At 70.3% G+C, this 15,828-nt stretch carries 15 protein-coding genes; 7 read left to right on the top strand and 8 right to left on the bottom strand.

The window, feature by feature from the left end:
• Positions 1-32 precede the first annotated feature (32 nt).
• Positions 33-911 carry an alpha/beta hydrolase gene (locus ACY0MJ_RS11350; protein ID WP_462638572.1) on the top strand — a complete coding sequence of 293 codons (879 nt, stop codon included), beginning with the start codon at positions 33-35 and terminating at the stop codon, positions 909-911.
• Between the two features lie 97 nt (positions 912-1,008).
• Here the strand turns inward: ACY0MJ_RS11350 and ACY0MJ_RS11345 are convergent, their stop codons facing one another.
• Both ACY0MJ_RS11345 and ACY0MJ_RS11340 read right to left on the bottom strand, forming a co-directional pair.
• Complete coding sequence (locus tag ACY0MJ_RS11345) at positions 1,009-1,986, bottom strand: GMP reductase (protein ID WP_462638571.1); 978 nt, start codon at positions 1,984-1,986, stop codon at positions 1,009-1,011.
• 137 nt (positions 1,987-2,123) lie between these two features.
• Positions 2,124-2,792 carry a hypothetical protein gene (locus ACY0MJ_RS11340; protein WP_462638570.1) on the bottom strand — a complete coding sequence of 223 codons (669 nt, stop codon included), beginning with the start codon at positions 2,790-2,792 and terminating at the stop codon, positions 2,124-2,126.
• A 42-nt stretch (positions 2,793-2,834) separates the two neighbouring features.
• Between ACY0MJ_RS11340 and ACY0MJ_RS11335 the strand changes: the two genes are divergently transcribed.
• Positions 2,835-5,213 (top strand): UvrD-helicase domain-containing protein, encoded by a 2,379-nt coding sequence (locus ACY0MJ_RS11335; protein WP_462638569.1) that lies wholly within the window; start codon positions 2,835-2,837, stop codon positions 5,211-5,213.
• 50 nt (positions 5,214-5,263) lie between these two features.
• Here ACY0MJ_RS11335 and ACY0MJ_RS11330 read toward each other — a convergent pair whose 3' ends face one another.
• The 4 genes from ACY0MJ_RS11330 to ACY0MJ_RS11315 are packed head-to-tail and all read right to left on the bottom strand — an operon-like array spanning position 5,264 to position 8,100.
• On the bottom strand, positions 5,264-6,004 hold the full coding sequence (locus tag ACY0MJ_RS11330) for a FecR family protein (protein WP_462638568.1): 741 nt from the start codon (positions 6,002-6,004) through the stop codon (positions 5,264-5,266).
• On the bottom strand, positions 6,001-6,789 hold the full coding sequence (locus tag ACY0MJ_RS11325) for a BPSS1780 family membrane protein (RefSeq protein WP_462638567.1): 789 nt from the start codon (positions 6,787-6,789) through the stop codon (positions 6,001-6,003). The genes ACY0MJ_RS11330 and ACY0MJ_RS11325 overlap by 4 nt, the downstream gene beginning before the upstream one ends.
• 29 nt (positions 6,790-6,818) lie before the next feature.
• A complete protein-coding gene (locus ACY0MJ_RS11320; RefSeq protein ID WP_462638566.1) occupies positions 6,819-7,790 on the bottom strand; it encodes a homoserine kinase in 972 nt (323 codons plus the stop codon).
• Position 7,791: 1 nt separating this feature from the next.
• Positions 7,792-8,100 (bottom strand): hypothetical protein, encoded by a 309-nt coding sequence (locus ACY0MJ_RS11315; RefSeq protein ID WP_462638565.1) that lies wholly within the window; start codon positions 8,098-8,100, stop codon positions 7,792-7,794.
• Positions 8,101-8,134: 34 nt separating this feature from the next.
• Between ACY0MJ_RS11315 and polA the strand changes: the two genes are divergently transcribed.
• Positions 8,135-10,963, top strand: a complete 2,829-nt coding sequence (polA, locus tag ACY0MJ_RS11310) for a DNA polymerase I (protein ID WP_462638564.1) — start codon at positions 8,135-8,137, stop codon at positions 10,961-10,963.
• A gap of 75 nt (positions 10,964-11,038) precedes the next feature.
• Here the strand turns inward: polA and ACY0MJ_RS11305 are convergent, their stop codons facing one another.
• The gene (locus ACY0MJ_RS11305) at positions 11,039-11,272 is read right to left on the bottom strand and encodes a 4-oxalocrotonate tautomerase (RefSeq protein WP_462638818.1); all 234 of its coding nucleotides are present in this window, start codon (positions 11,270-11,272) and stop codon (positions 11,039-11,041) included.
• A gap of 60 nt (positions 11,273-11,332) precedes the next feature.
• Between ACY0MJ_RS11305 and ACY0MJ_RS11300 the strand changes: the two genes are divergently transcribed.
• Positions 11,333-12,178 carry a dienelactone hydrolase family protein gene (locus tag ACY0MJ_RS11300; RefSeq protein WP_462638563.1) on the top strand — a complete coding sequence of 282 codons (846 nt, stop codon included), beginning with the start codon at positions 11,333-11,335 and terminating at the stop codon, positions 12,176-12,178.
• Positions 12,179-12,232: 54 nt separating this feature from the next.
• Positions 12,233-13,066: a ZIP family metal transporter gene (locus ACY0MJ_RS11295; RefSeq protein WP_462638562.1), complete on the top strand. Its 834-nt coding sequence runs from the start codon at positions 12,233-12,235 to the stop codon at positions 13,064-13,066.
• Position 13,067: 1 nt separating this feature from the next.
• On the opposite strand, the gene ACY0MJ_RS11290 is transcribed toward ACY0MJ_RS11295, so the two are convergent.
• Positions 13,068-13,421 carry a thrombospondin type 3 repeat-containing protein gene (locus ACY0MJ_RS11290; protein ID WP_462638561.1) on the bottom strand — a complete coding sequence of 118 codons (354 nt, stop codon included), beginning with the start codon at positions 13,419-13,421 and terminating at the stop codon, positions 13,068-13,070.
• A 214-nt stretch (positions 13,422-13,635) separates the two neighbouring features.
• On the opposite strand from ACY0MJ_RS11290, the gene ACY0MJ_RS11285 reads away from it, so the two are divergent.
• Positions 13,636-15,168, top strand: coding sequence for a hypothetical protein (locus tag ACY0MJ_RS11285; protein ID WP_462638560.1), 1,533 nt, complete (start codon positions 13,636-13,638; stop codon positions 15,166-15,168).
• Positions 15,169-15,230: 62 nt separating this feature from the next.
• The gene (locus ACY0MJ_RS11280) at positions 15,231-15,815 is read left to right on the top strand and encodes a DUF4142 domain-containing protein (protein WP_462638559.1); all 585 of its coding nucleotides are present in this window, start codon (positions 15,231-15,233) and stop codon (positions 15,813-15,815) included.
• The last annotated feature ends 13 nt before the right edge of the window (positions 15,816-15,828 follow it).

Below are 15,828 nucleotides of genomic sequence, written 5' to 3'. Positions count from 1 at the left end.
CCTCACCGACTTTCCTGACAACATGTGACAAGATGTTGCAAAAGACGAGGCAGGAGGTGAACGTGGTTCGGGATGGAGCTTGGTACGACGGGATGTACAACAACCGGGAGCTGGTGCCGGAGCATCCTGCGTTCTTCGCCCGGTGGGCGGGCGATTCGGCGCAGGTGCGCGCCGAAGGACCTTGCGAGCTGGACCTGCGCTATGGCGCGGGCGCGGGTGAAACCCTCGATGTCTTCCCGGCGCCGGCGGGGGACGCGCCGGTGCTGGTGTTCGTCCACGGCGGCTACTGGCGCGCCATGGACAAGAAGGACCACTCCTTCATCGCTCCCGCGTTCACGCGGCATGGCGCCTGCGTCGTGGTGCCGAACTACGACCTGTGCCCCGCGGTGACCGTCCCGCAGATCACGCTGCAGGTGGCGCGCGCGGTGGCCTGGACCTGGCACAACATCGGCCGCTGGGGCGGCGACCGCCGCCGCATCGTGGTGGCGGGCCATTCGGCCGGCGGCCAGCTGGCCGCGATGATGCTCTCGTGCCTCTGGCCGCAGCTCGATGCGGCGCTGCCGCGCGACACGGTGCGCTGCGCGCTGGCGATCTCCGCGCTGCACGACCTGGACCCGATCATGCGCACGCCCTTCCTGCAGCAGACGCTGCAGCTCACGCCGGAGCAGGTGGCGCAGGCCAGCCCGGCGCGCCTGCCGGCGCCGCGGCAGGGCACGCTCTATTCGGTGGCCGGCTCGCAGGAGAGCGCGGAATACCACCGCCAGAACCGCCTGATCCAGGAAGCCTGGGGCGCGCGCCGGGTGCCGGTGTGCGAGATCCTGCCGGGGGTGAACCACTTCAGCGTGCTGGATGCGCTGGTGGAGCCGAGCCATCGGCTGCATCGGTTGACGCTGGATCTGTTGCGCGCCTGAGACCGGAAGCTGGGGTTCGTCCTTCGGACTCACCACCAGCCTACGAGACGGCCTTTCCCGTAGGCTGGCGGTGAGCCGCAGGCGAACCCCAGCATTCCTACATCAGCAGGTGTTCCCCCGCGTTGTCCCCGCCCAGGATCACGTAGTTCACCTTCTTGATGTCCGTGAGTTTCGTCCCCCCGGCGTAGCTGATCGAGCTCTGCAGGTCTTCCTGCATCTCGCGCAGCGTGTCCGCCAGCTTGCCCTTCACCGGCTCGAGGATGCGCTTGCCCTCGACGTGCTTGTATTCGCCCTTGTTGAAGTCGGAGGCGCTGCCGTAGTACTCCTTGTACAGGCGGCCGTCCTCTTCCACCGTGGCGCCGGGCGATTCCTCGTGGCCGGCCAGCATGGAGCCGACCATCACCATGGTCGCGCCGAAGCGGATGCTCTTGGCGATGTCGCCGTGCTCGCGGATGCCGCCGTCGGCGATGATCGGCTTGGTCGCCACGCGGGCGCACCACTTCAGCGCCGACAGCTGCCAGCCGCCCGTGCCGAAGCCCGTCTTCATGCGCGTGATGCAGACCTTGCCCGGGCCGATGCCCACCTTGGTGGCGTCGGCGCCCCAGTTCTCCAGGTCGATCACCGCCTCGGGCGTGCCCACGTTGCCGGCGATCACGAAGGTGCCCGGCAGCTTTCGCTTCAGGTGGGCGATCATGTTCTTCACCGTGTCGGCATGGCCGTGGGCGATGTCGATGGTCACGTACTCGGGCACCAGCCCCTCGGCGGCCAGCTTGTCCACCGCCTCGTAGTCGGCCTGCTTCACGCCCACCGAGATGGAGGCGAAGGCGCCGGCCTCGCGCATCTGCCGGACGAACTTCACGTTGTCCAGGTCGAAGCGGTGCATCACGTAGAAGTAGCCGTTCTGCGCCAGCCAGAGGCAGATCTTCTCGTCCACCACGGTCTTCATGTTGGCCGGCACCACCGGCAGCTTGAAGCGGCGGCCACCGAACTCGATGGACGGGTCGCATTCCGAGCGGCTTTCCACGCGGCACTTGCGCGGCAGCAGCAAAACTTTGTCGTAGTCGAAGATTTCCATGTTCCAGGCTCCGGAAACTGTTGAAGAAACAGATGGACGCTTGGACTGTGGGGCCGGCCCCTCGTGCGCGCGGCGGGCACGAAAAACCGGGCCACAAATGCTTGGGCCCGGTGACTGATTCTAGCGCCGAGTGGATTTCAGGGACATTCGGTCTGCGTGATGGCCCGGATACGGCCCCGGCCATCCTGCAGCAGGGCGACCAGCCTCAGCCGTTCGGGCCGGGCGCCGTCGTGGATCTGCATCGCCCGCCCCTCGGCCAGCGTTCCGGGCGCGCGCCGGGCCACGTCGGCCCAGTCGGGCCGGAAGACATTGCGCACCAGGTTGCGCGGCACGACGCTGCCCTCGGTGCCGGCCGGCAGCTGCTCCAGCAGCAGCAGCCAGGCCTGCCAGGCCTCGCGGCCGGGTTCCTTCAGCTCCATGGTCGTGCCCACGTAGTCGTTGAAGGCATCCCCCTGCGCCAGCCGCAGCGGCACCGGCTCGCCGGAGCGGATGGTGGTGACGTTCTCGCTGCGCTCGGGCGGCTTGCGGCCCAGCAGGACAAGCCGGTCGACGGCGTCGTCGGTGGCGACCACCGACAGCGGCGCGTCGTCGCCCTGGCGGCCGGGCACGATCCAGTCGATCGCCAGGGTGTTGGCGGCCGGCTTCGGGGTCGCGGGGTCGCGCCAGCACTCGGCGCAGTCGGCGCTGGTGAAGCGCTCCAGCACCGCTTGGGCGCGCGGCGCCTCGTCGCTGGTGCACAGCGCCCGGGCGCCGAACGGCAGGGCCAGGAGCAGGGCGGCAAGGGTGGGTCGCAGGGCGATTCGCATGGCATCGGGGCGGCGCGTGCCGCCGGGTTCCTACAATGCCACATGTTTCCAGAAGCCGCTGCCGACTCGCCCCTGCTGCAGCACCTCAATCCCGAACAGCGGGCCGCCGTCACCCTGCCGAACGAGCACGCGCTCATCCTCGCAGGCGCCGGCTCGGGCAAGACCCGCGTCCTCACCACCCGCATCGCCTGGCTGCTCGCCACGGGCCAGATCGGCCCCGGCAACGTGCTGGCCGTGACCTTCACCAACAAGGCCGCCAAGGAGATGATGACGCGCCTGACGGCCATGCTGCCCGTCAACGTGCGCGGCATGTGGATCGGCACCTTCCACGGCCTGTGCAACCGCTTCCTGCGCGCCCACTACAAGCTGGCGCAGCTGCCGCAGGGCTTCCAGATCCTGGACACGCAGGACCAGCTGTCGGCCATCAAGCGCCTGATGAAGCAGTACAACGTGGACGACGAGCGCTTCCCGGCCAAGGAGCTGCAGTGGACCATCGCCGGCTGGAAGGAGGAGGGCCTGCGTCCCGGCGCCGTGGAAGCCCGCGGCGAGGACGACCGCCGCAAGGTCGAGATCTACCAGCTGTACGAGGAGCAGTGCCAGCGCGAGGGCGTCGTCGACTTCGCCGAGCTGATGCTGCGCAGCTACGAGCTGCTGCGCGACAACGACCCGATCCGCGAGCACTACCGCCGCCGCTTCCACCACATCCTGATCGACGAGTTCCAGGACACCAACCGGCTGCAGTACGCCTGGATCAAGATGTTCGCGGGGCCGGACAACTCCGTGTTCGCCGTCGGCGACGACGACCAGAGCATCTATGCCTTCCGCGGCGCGCGCGTGGGCAACATGGCCGACTTCGTGCGCGAGTTCCAGGTGCGCCACCAGATCAAGCTGGAGCAGAACTACCGCAGCTTCAGCAACATCCTCGACTCCGCCAACGCGCTGATCGCGCACAACAAGGCACGCCTGGGCAAGAACCTGCGCACCGACCAGGGCCCCGGCGAGCCGGTGCGCGTGTACGAGGCGCCCACCGACATGGCCGAGGCGCAGTGGATGGTGGAGGAGATCCGCCAGCTCGTTCGCGACGACGTGCCGCGCCACGAGATCTCGGTGCTCTATCGCAGCAACGCGCAGAGCCGCGTGATCGAGACGGCGCTGTTCAACGCCGCCGTGCCCTACCGCGTGTACGGCGGACTGCGCTTCTTCGAGCGGGCCGAGATCAAGCACGCGCTGTCCTACCTGCGCCTGTTGGAGAACCCGAACGACGACACCAGCTTCCTGCGCGTGGTGAACTTCCCGGCGCGCGGCATCGGCGCGCGCACGATCGAGCAGCTGCAGGACGCAGCGCGCGCCTCGGGCTCCTCGCTGCACGACGCGGTGAAGTCCACCACCGGCAAGGCCGGCGCCAACCTCGCGGCCTTCGTGCAGAAGATCGCCGACATGCGGGCGGAAACCGAGGGGTTGACGCTGCGCGAGATCATCCAGGTGATGCTCCAGCGCAGCGGCCTCGTGGAGCACTACCAGGCCGAGCGCGACGGCGCCGACCGGGTGGAGAACCTGGAGGAACTGGTCAACGCGGCCGAGAGCTTCGTCACGCAGGAGGGCTTCGGCCGCGACGCGGTGGCGCTGCCGGTGGACGAACTGGGCGCGACGGTGCTGCGGCAGTCACCGGCCAGCCAGGGCCTGGATCCCAGCCTGCCCGAAGTCAACGAACCTGCGCCGGATTACGTGCCGCCCGATGCCGACACCGGCGAGACGCTCTCGCCACTCGCCGCCTTCCTCACGCACGCCGCGCTGGAGTCGGGCGACAACCAGGCGCAGGCCGGGCAGGACGCCGTGCAGCTGATGACGGTGCACGCGGCCAAGGGCCTGGAGTTCGACTGCGTGTTCGTCACGGGCCTGGAGGAGGGGCTGTTCCCGAGCGAGCGTTCGCTGGCGGACTACGAAGGGCTGGAAGAAGAGCGGCGCCTGATGTACGTGGCGATCACGCGCGCGCGCAAGCGCCTGTACCTGAGCCATTCCCAGACGCGGCTGCTGCACGGCCAGACCCGCTACAACGTCAAGAGCCGCTTCTTCGACGAGCTGCCGGAGCACGCGCTGAAGTGGCTGACGCCCAGGAACCAGAGCTTCGGCGGCTCCGCCTTCGGCTTCGGCATGGGCTACCCAACCTCGCGCGCCGGCAACTCCAATGCCACCGGCTGGGGCCGCAGCGAAACCTTCGCCAACCCGCCCGTCGCGCCGCAGAAGGCCGCGCCGGACCACGGCCTGCGCCCCGGCATGCAGGTGTTCCACGCCAAGTTCGGCGAAGGCACGGTGCTGACGCTGGAAGGCTCGGGCCCCGACGCGCGCGCCCACATCAACTTCCCGCGCCACGGCCAGAAGTGGCTGGCGCTGTCGGTGGCGAAGCTGACGCCCGTCACCTGAGCGGCGGGCCCTCACCCCAGCCCTCTCCCGCAAGCGGGAGAGGGAGCAAGCTAGCGCGCGGGCGCGGCGGGCTGCGGATCGAGGTAGCCGCTGCCGTCGTGGACGCCGCGGCGGCCCATGACTTGCCAGGCGGTGCGTTCGTGCGCGAGCGCCGCGACCATCTCCACTTCCTCGTCGCTGTGGTTGATCGCGCGCGCCGGCGTCAGCACGCGGCCGTCGCGCGGCTGCACTTCCGCCCAGAAGGACTGGTGGTACTGCGACACGGAAGTCACGTGCTCGCCCCCGGCGCCGATCTCCACCGTGCCGTAGCAGTTGCAGAAATAGCTGCGCCCGCCCTGGCCGGCCGGCACTTCCGTGTACACGCCGGTGCCGCGGATGCCCGCCGTCAGCGTCGGCGTGACGACCTGGCGGAAGTCGCCGCGGGTCCAGACGCTCAGCACCGCGCCCGTCAGCAGCCGCAGCACGCTCACGGCGGTGAGCGTCCGGCCGCGCTCGACGGCCAGGCGCGAGTTCTGCCGCACGAGGAAGGCGGAGTTGCCCATCACGAACACCAGGTGGCCGCCCGGCCCGGTCTCGAGCTGGTCGCCGGTCTGGATGAACTGGTCCTGGCGCAGCGGCCGGCCGTTCAGCAGCGCGTCGCCGCGCAGTTCCACGATGTTCGTGCGCTGCTGCGCGAGGGCCGCGCCGAAGCCGCCAGCGCCGGTCCAGGCCGCGGCCGCCTGCAGGAAGCCGCGGCGGCGGAACCAGAGCACCTCGCGCTCGGTGCGTCCCTGCAGGATGTGCTGCGTCATGGCGCCAGGCCTCCTCCGGGTTCGGCCGCGGCGGGCAGCGCCTCGTCGTCGGCGCGGAAGCTGTCGCGGAAGGTGAAGTAGAGCGACGTGGAGAACATCGCCACCAGGATCAGGACGGTGGGCATCATGATGCTGCGGGCGACGGCCACGCCGCCCATCACCATGCCCAGCGCGGTCAGGCCGAAGCCCACCAGCAGGAACACGCCCAGCCAGGCCAGGCTGTAGACCGTCAGCGCGCCGAAGTTGCGCAGGCACGCGACGCCGCTGAAGAACAGGCTCTTCGCCGGCGTCACGCCATGCCAGTGCACCAGGGCCGGGGCGTGCCAGAACACCAGCAGCAGCGGCGTGTGCAGCAGCAGCACCACCAGCATGCGCATGTCGACCTGCGGCGCCTGCGGATCGGCCGGGGCCTGCGGCGAGGGGTCGCCCGTGAGCAGCGTGCCCAGCAGGGTCGCGAGCAGCGAGCCTGCCGTGTAGATCGCGCCCAGCATCAGCATCGCGCGGGCGCGCTGGCGGCCGGCGCGGAAGGCGCTGATCAGGACGGTGGGCATGGGGAAGCGGCCGCTCGCCGCTTCGGCGGTGGCCGCCATCAGGCCCAGCGTGGCCGCCGGCACGAGCATCGCGCCCAGCACGGGGCCGACCACCGGAACCTGCGAGATCACCAGCACCACCGCCATGTACATGAAGAAAAGGCCGGTCAGGGCCAGCGGCTGCTTCAGGAAGGTCTTCACGCCCAGCTTGACCCAGGTGAGGCCGGTGCGCGCGGGAACGATGTTCAGTTTCACGAATTGAATTTAACCCATGCCGGTCCGGCTCACAGCGAGGCGGCCGTGACCGGGTGCAGCACGCGCTGGCGCAGCACCCGCTCGAAGTGCGCCGGATCGTGCGGCTTCAGCAGCGAGGCCTCGCGCGGGAGGTGGAAGTCCCACAGGCGCGAGACCCAGAAGCGCAGCGCGCCGGCGCGCAGCATGGCGGGCAGCAGCTGGCGCTCGGCCGGGGTGAGCGGGCGCACCTGGGCATAGGCCTCGACGAAGGCCCGGGCGCGCACGGGGTCGTGGACGCCCGTGGGCAGGGCTATGGCCCAGTCGTTCAGGCAGACGGCGAGGTCGAACAGCCAGGCGTCGACGCCGGCGAAGTAGAAGTCGAAGAAGCCGGTCAGCCGGCCGTCCTCGAACATCACGTTGTCGCGGAACAGGTCGGCGTGGATGGGGCCGCGGGGCAGCGCCGCCCAGGCGGCGCTGGCGGCCACGTGGTTCTGGTAGGCGAGCTCGCTGCGCAGCAGCGCCGCCTGCTCCGGCGTCACGAAGGGCAACACCACCGGCACCGTCTCGTTCCACCAGGCCAGGCCGCGCAGGTTGGGCTGGCGGCGCTGGTAGTCGCGGCCGGCCAGGTGCATGCGCGCCAGCATCGCGCCCACCTGCGCGCAGTGCTCGGGCCCGGGCGCCAGTTCGTGCCTGCCGGACAGCTTGTTGACCAGCGCCGCCGGCTTGCCGCACACCGTGTGCAGCAGGTCGCCGTCGGCATTGGCCGCCGGGTCCGGCACCGGGATGCCGTGCTGCGCCAGGTGCTTCATCAGGTGCAGGTAGAACGGCAACTGCTCGAAGGTGAGGCGCTCGAACAGCGTCAGCACGAACTCGCGCGTGCCCAGCACGTCGCGCGCGGTGACGAAGTAGTTGGTGTTCTCGATGCCGCTCTGGATGCCGCGCAGCTCCGCCAGCTCGCCCAGGCCCAGGGCGCGCAGCAGCGCGCCCGCCTCGCCTTCCGAGACCTCGGTGAACACGGCCATGTCAGAAGCCGAAGACGTTCCAGACGCGCTGCTTGCGGCCGGAGAAACCCTCGCGGCTCTCGGCCGGCCGGCTGCGCGCCATGTCGGTGGGCTGGAGTTCGTAGGGCGGGACGTCCGCCTTGGGCTGGACGGTGACGTTCTGCGACTGGCCGCCCACGCGCAGTTCGTCGATGCGGTTGCCGGCGTCCTCGAGGCGGATGCGCTCGATCTTCTGGTTCTTGCGCGGCTCGAGCGTGCCTTCCCGCGCGATGGGGGTCTGGGCGAAGGCGCTGGCGGCGAGCAGGGCGGCGAGGAGGAGGCTCAGGCGCATGGCGGGATTGTACGGGCGGGCACAATGGCTTCCCATGAGCGAGACGGACGAAGTCCCCACCCCCGAGCCCAAGGTCCTGCTGCTGGTCGACGGCTCCAGCTACCTGTACCGCGCCTTCCATGCCATGCCCGACCTGCGGGCGGTGCCGGGCGACCCGACGAGCGCGGCCACCGGCGCGATCCGCGGCATGATCAACATGATGCAGAAGCTGCGGCGCGACGTGCGCGCCGACTACGCCGCCTGCGTCTTCGACGCGCCCGGCAAGACCTTCCGCGACGACCTCTACCCCGAGTACAAGGCGACCCGCTCGCCCATGCCGCCCGACCTGCGCACGCAGATCGACCCCATCCACGAGGTGGTGCGCCTGCTCGGATGGAAGGTGCTCAACGTCCCCGGCGTGGAAGCCGACGACGTGATCGGCACGCTGGCCTGCCTGGCGACGCAGCAGGGCGTGCAGACCATCATCTCCAGCGGCGACAAGGACCTGTCGCAGCTGGTGAACGAGCACGTGGTGGTCATCGACACGATGAACGACCGGCGCCGCGACATCGCCGGCGTGGAAGCCGAGTTCGGCGTGCCGCCGCGGCTGATGGTCGACTACCAGGCGCTGGTGGGCGACGCCGTGGACAACGTGCCCGGCGTGGACAAGGTGGGCCCCAAGACGGCCGTGAAGCTGCTGCAGGAATACGGTTCGCTGGACAACCTGATCGCGCGCGCCCACGAGGTGAAGGGCGCCGTCGGCGAGAACCTGCGGCGCGCGCTGGAGTGGCTGCCCAAGGGGCGCGAGCTGCTGACGATCCGCACCGACTGCGACCTGAAGGACCACATCCCGGGCATCCCGGACCTGCAGGACATCGTGATCGGCGGCCAGGACGTCGACCGGCTGAAGGTCTTCTACGACCGCTACGGCTTCAAGGGGCTGGTGAAGCAGCTCGAGACGCACGACGTGCCGCCGGAGCTGATCGAGGAACAGCGCAGCAAGAAGCGCGTGGGGCCGGGCGCGCGCGCGCCGGCCGGCCGGTTCGAGGAGCCGGACCTCTCCGGGCTGTCGCAGGCGACCACGCTGCACTACGACACGGTGTTCACCTGGGAGCAGTTCCAGCCCTGGCTGGAGCGGATCCAGGCGGCCTCGCTCGTCGCGCTGGACACCGAGACCGATTCGCTCGACGAGATGCAGGCGTGCATCGTCGGCCTGTCCTTCAGCACCGAGCCGGGGCTCGCCTGCTACATCCCGCTGGCGCACGACTACCAGGGCGCGCCCGAGCAGCTGCCGCGCGAGGAAGTGCTGGCGCGCCTGAAGCCCTGGCTGGAGGACCCCGCCAGGAAGAAGCTGGGCCAGCACGTCAAGTACGACCGCCACGTGTTCGCCAACCACGGCATCGAGGTGCGCGGCTACCTGCACGACACCATGCTGGAAAGCTACGTGCTGGAAGTGCACAAGCCGCACGGCCTGGCCAGCCTCGCCGAGCGCCACCTGGGGCGTACCGGCATCGATTACGAGACCATCGCCGGCAAGGGGGCGCACCAGATCACCTTCAACCAGGTGCCGATCGACAAGGCGGCGGAATACTCCTGCGAGGACTCCGACCAGACGCTGGACGTGCACCTGGCCCTCTGGCCCAAGCTGGAGAACGCCGGCAAGCTGCGTTCCATCTACGAGCTGGAGATCGAGTGCAGCGAGGTGCTGTTCCGCGTGGAGCGCAACGGCGTGCTGATCGACGCGCAGGCGCTCGCGCAGCAGAGCAACGAGCTGGGCCAGCGCATCATGCAGCTGGAACGCGAGGCGCACGAGCTCGCCGGCCAGCCGTTCAACCTCGGAAGCCCCAAGCAGATCTGCGAGATCCTGTTCACGAAGCAGCAGCTGCCCGTGATCAAGAAGACGGCGAGCGGGGCGCCCAGCACCGACGAGGAAGTGCTGGAGAAGCTGGCCGAGGACTACCCGCTGCCGGCCAGGATCCTGGAGCACCGGGGGCTGTCCAAGCTGAAAGGCACGTACACCGACAAGCTGCCGCAGATGACGCACCCGCGCACGGGCCGCGTGCACACGCACTACGCGCAGGCGGTGGCGGTGACCGGGCGCCTGTCCAGCAACGACCCCAACCTGCAGAACATCCCGATCCGCACGGCCGAAGGCCGGCGCATCCGCGAGGCCTTCATCGCGCCGCCGGGCTGCCGCATCGCGAGCGCCGACTACAGCCAGATCGAGCTGCGCATCATGGCGCACATCAGCGAGGACGAGGCGCTGCTGCGCGCCTTCCGAGAGAACATGGACGTGCACCGCGCCACGGCCTCGGAGGTGTTCGGCGTGCCGCTGGACCAGGTGTCGAGCGAGCAGCGGCGCTACGCGAAGGTGATCAACTTCGGCCTGATCTACGGCATGAGCAGCTTCGGGCTGGCGCGCAACCTGGGCATCGAGAACGCGGCGGCGAAGAACTACATCGAGCGCTACTTCCAGCGCTACCCCGGCGTGAAGCAGTACATGGACGAGACGAAGCTCGCGGCCAAGAGCCGCGGCTACGTCGAGACGGTGTTCGGCCGGCGCCTGTACCTGCCGGAGATCAACTCACCGAACGGGCCGCGCCGCGGCAGCGCGGAGCGGCAGGCGATCAACGCGCCGATGCAGGGCACGGCGGCCGACCTGATCAAGCTGTCGATGGTCAAGGTGCAGGAGACGCTCGACCGCGAGCAGCGCCGCACGAAGATGGTCATGCAGGTGCACGACGAACTGGTGTTCGAGGTGCCGGAAGACGAGGTCGACTGGCTGAAGGCCGAAATCCCCCGCCTGATGGCCAGCGTGGCGGAACTGCGCGTGCCGCTGCTGGCGGAGATCGGGGTGGGGACGAACTGGGAAGAGGCGCATTGACCTGCTGGGGTTCGGCTTCGCCTCACCGCCAGCCTACGGACTTCGTAGGCTGGCGGTGAGCGCAGCGAACCCCAGCTACTTCTTCTCCTTCTCCGACCACAACACCCCGCCCGTCGCCCAGTCGCTCGGCTTCACGTCGAACAGCAGCACGTCCACGGATTCGGGCTTGCTGCCCAGGGTGTCGACGCAGGCCTGCGTGAGGGCCTTGACGAAGTTGCGCTTCTGCTCGGGGGTGCGGCCTTCGAACAGGTCGACGCGGATGGTGGGCATGGAATCCTCCTTGGCTGAAAAACCCGTAGTCTGCGCCAGCCGGCCCGCGCGCCCCTAGACTGCGGCGTTTTCCACCACCACACCACGAGGACGGAACCCATGCTGCAGAACGAGTTCACCCGCCGCTCGGCCCTCAAGGCGGCGCTCGGCGCCGGCTACGCCGCCGCGGCCGGCCCGCTGATGGCGCAGACGGCCATCCGCACGCCTTCGGACGGTCTCACCGTCGGCGAGATCACGTACGAGGTGAACGGCTTCCAGGTGCCCGCCTACCGCGCCGCGCCGGCCGGGGGCAGCAACCTGCCCGTGGTGCTGGTCGTGCACGAGATCTTCGGCGTGCACGAATACATCGCGGACGTGGCGCGCCGCTTCGCCCGCGCGGGCTACCTGGCGATCGCGCCCGAACTGTTCGCGCGCCAGGGCGACCCGGGCAGCTACGGCGAGATCGCGAAGCTGCAGGCGGAGGTCGTGTCCAAGGTGCCCGACGCGCAGGTGATGGCCGACCTGGACGGCGCGCTGAAGTGGGCGGCCGCCCACGGCGGCGACGCGCGGCGCGCGGCCATCACCGGCTTCTGCTGGGGCGGGCGCATCACCTGGCTGTACGCGGCGCACGCGCCCGTGAAGGCCGGCATCGCCTGGTACGGGCGGCTGGTGGGCAACACGAGCGCGCTCACGCCCCACCATCCGATCGAGCTGGCGGGCCAGCTGCGCGCGCCGGTGCTGGGGCTCTATGGCGCCGCCGACACCGGCATCCCGCTTGACACGGTTGATAAGATGAAATCGGCCCTGGCGACCGGTTCCCCTGCCGCCAAGGCATCGCAGTTCGTCGTGTATCCCGACGCGCCGCACGCCTTCCACGCCGACTACCGGGCCAGCTACCGCGCGGGCCCGGCGCAGGACGGATGGAACCGTGCGCTCGCCTGGCTGCGCGCGAACGGCGTGGCCTGACACCCGCACCACAACAACAATGCAAGGAGCCGCGCGCGCCGCGGCTTTCGGTCCGTGAACCTGATCTCCATCCTCCTCGCCACGCTCGTTGCCGGCATCGGCAGCGTCTGGGTCGCCGCGGCCCTCATGCGCGTGGGCTGGCAGGATGCGGGCACGGGCGCGGCTGCCCGCGGCCTCGGCGAGCAGCATCTCCTGAGCCTGGCGGCGGGCGCACTGCTCGCGACGGCCTTCATGCACCTGCTGCCCGAGGCGCTGGAAAGCGGCAACAGCGCGGAGCGCCTGTTCGCGACGCTGCTGGTGGGCCTGGTGTTCTTCTTCCTGCTGGACAAGGCGGAGCTCTGGCACCACGGGCACGAGCACCATCACGGCGGGGAAGGCGGGCACGACCACGCGCACCACCACCACGGCCATCATGCGCACGAGGAGCCGCGCCTGCGCTCCGGCGGCTGGGCCGTGCTCACCGGCGACAGCGTGCACTGCTTCGGCGACGGCATCCTGATCGCCTCGGCCTTCGCGGCGAGTCCGCGCCTGGGCGTGGTCGCGGCGCTCGCGGTGCTGGCGCACGAAGTGCCGCACCACATCGGCGACCTCGCGGTGCTGCGCCAGACCAGCGGCAGCCGGCGCGCCGCGCTGGTGAAGGTGTCGCTCGCCGGCGCCGTGACGCCGCTGGGCGGCCTCCTGGGCTGGTGGCTCGTCGACTGGCTGCGCGCCTACCTGCCGTTCTTCCTGGTGGTGACCAGCAGCAGCTTCATCTACGTGGCGCTGGCCGACCTCATCCCGCAGCTGCAGAAGCGACTGGGCGCGCGCGAGACGCTCGCCCAGATCGCCTGGCTGCTGGTCGGCATCGCCCTCGTCTCCGCCGTCAGCGCGCTAGCCCACGCCCACTGACTCAGCGCCGGTGCGCATTCCCCGGCCGGCGATCCCACCGGTTCGGCACGCCATCCCCGTCGCGGTCGCGGTCCCAGCGGTTCGGGATGCCGTCGCGGTCGCGGTCGTGGCGGAAGGAGCGATGGCCGTAGTAGCGGTGGCCACCGACGTGGTAGTAGGTCCGCGGGACGACGTACGCGGGCGGACCGTAATACACGGGCGCCGGTGCGACGTACGCGGGCGGAGCGTAGTAGGCGCCGCCGTAGAGGGGCACGCCGATGTTCAGGTGCACGGACGCGCCGGCATGCGCGGCGGGGGCCAGGGCCAGCGCGGCAGCCGCGCCGCCGAGCACGGCGATCCAGGTTTTCTTGCTCATGGGGTCTCCTTCTTCGTGGACTCGGTGGGCCCATCCTGCCGCGCCCATGTCAAGCGCGGCGCACCGTCGTGCAAAGCCCTTGTGAAGCTTCGCTGCCTTTCGTTGCAGACGTCACCGCCGCGTCCTACATGCCACCGGAAGTTGTCCGACAGGTCCGCCATCGGCGCAGACCTACGCTGAGCGACCCCACACCCATTCGAAAAGGAGAATGAACATGGCTTCTCGCGACGACGAGGAACGCGACCGGCAGAGCCGCTGGGGCAGCGGCAGCGACCAGCAGCAGGAACGCGGCCAGGGTTACGGCGGCGGCGAGTCGCGCGGGAGCTGGGGCAGCCAGCAGGCCGGCGGCTCGCACGGGCCGCAGGGCACGCAGGGCGGCTACGGGCGTTCCGGCACGGAGTTCGGCTCGCAGCAGTCGTCCGGCTACGGTGGCTACGGCGGCGAAGGCCACGGCTACGGCCGCGGCGGGCAGGAATACGGCGGCCAGGGTGGCCAGGGCAGCTGGGGCCGCGGCGAATACGGCGGCGAGTTCGGCGGCGGACGCAACGCGGCCGGCATGCAGTCGTCCGGATTCGGCGGCGCCGGCGGCACCTATGGCCAGGGCGGCGGCTATGGCGGCCAAGGTTACGGCGGTGGCGGCCAGGGCTACGGCCAGGGCGGCGGCCAGTCGTACGGCCAGGGCTACGGCGGCCAGGGCAGCTGGGGCGGGCAGGCGGGTCAGACGGACTGGGCACGCTACGGCGGCCAGCAAGGCAGCTGGGGTGGCGGCCAGGGCGGCGGCATGCATGGCAGCTACGGCCAGGGCAGCGGCATGGGTGGCAGCAGCTATGGCCAGATGGGCGGCGGCATGAGCAACAGCAGCTATGGCCAGATGGGTGGCGGCACCTACGGCCAGGCGGGCGGCGGCTATGGCGGCAGCAGCGGCTACGGCCAGAGCGGCGGCGGCTACGGCAGCACGCAGGGCTGGCAGGGTGGCCAGGGCCACAACCAGCCGGGCTACGGCGGCCAGGGCGACACCTACAACCAGGGCAGCTACGGCAGCCGCGGCGGCGGCATGGGCAGCATGGGCCAGGGCAGCTACGGCGGCGGGCAGAGCTACGGCGGCCAAGGCTACGGCTACGGCGGCAACCAGGGCTACGGCAGCCAGGGCTACGGCTCCGGCGGGCAGGGCTATGGCGGCGGCCAGGGCGGCGGCTACGGCAGCAGCCAGGGCCACTTCGGCGGCGGCGGCATGGGCAGCTACGGCCAGACCGGCTATGGCGGCAGCCAGAGCCAGGGTGGCAGCTGGGGCGGCAGCGGCGGCTACGGGCAGGGCTCGGGGCAGGGCTACGGCAACCAGGGCCACAACGACCCCGAGTACCACCAGTGGCGCGAGGAACAGATCCGCAACCTGGACAACGACTACCAGTCCTGGCGGCAGGAGCGCTACAAGAAATTCAGCGATGAATTCACGAACTGGCGCAACAGCCGCAGCGGCGGCCAGGGCCAGAACACCGTGGCCGGCACCGGCGGATCGGGATCGTCCTCCGGCAGTTCGGGCGGCTACGGCTCCACCGGCCAGAGCGGCTCCAGCAGCCTCTCGGGCTCCAGCGGCATGGGCAGTGCCGGCACGAGCATGAGCGGCGGCAACGCCAACCCGGGCAACGTGGGTTCCGGCAGCGGCAGCAGCGGCTCGAGCAGCTCCGGCAGCAGCGGCAGCACCGGCTCCACCTCGGGCAGCGGCAGCTCCGGCAGCAGCCGCAAGTAGGCGATGCACGAAGGCGGCGGCGCTGCACGCGGCGCCGCCGCTTCCCGCACGGGGGAGATTCCATGAATCCACGTTCCGCGATGCTGGCGTCGCTGGTCGCTCTGGCCCTGGGCCTCGGCGCTGCGCAGGCGCGGGCGCAGGGCGCCGCCAACCCGGCGGCGGCGGCGGCGCTGGCCGCGGCCGCACCGGCGGGCAAGGCGGTGCGCCTGGCCCGCGCGGACCGCAAGTTCATCGACGCGGCCGCCGGCAGCGGCATGTTCGAAGTGCACGTGGCGCAGCTCGCCGTGAGCAAGGCGAACGACCTGAACGTCCGGAACTTCGCGAGCATGCTGGTGGACCAGCACAAGGCCGCCAACGACGAACTGGTGCGCATCGCGACCGCGAAGAAGGTGGAACTGCCCGCCGCGCCCAAGCGCTCGCTGCGCCGCGAGATCGACAAGCTGGGCAAGAAATCCGGCGACGATTTCGACCGCGCCTTCGTGCGCGAAGTCGGCATCGAGGCCCACGAGAAGGACATCAAGCTGTTCCAGGACGCCCGCAAGCACGTGAAGGATCCGGACCTGAAGGCGTTCGTCGACAAGACCCTGCCGGTGCTGCAGGACCACCTGGCGGCGGCGAGGAAGCTGCCGCAGGCCGCCGGCAAGTAGCGCCCGCGCCGCG

It is taken from the genome of Ramlibacter sp. bp-362 (assembly GCF_054956735.1).
This window is presented reverse-complemented; position numbering and strand designations above follow the sequence as displayed.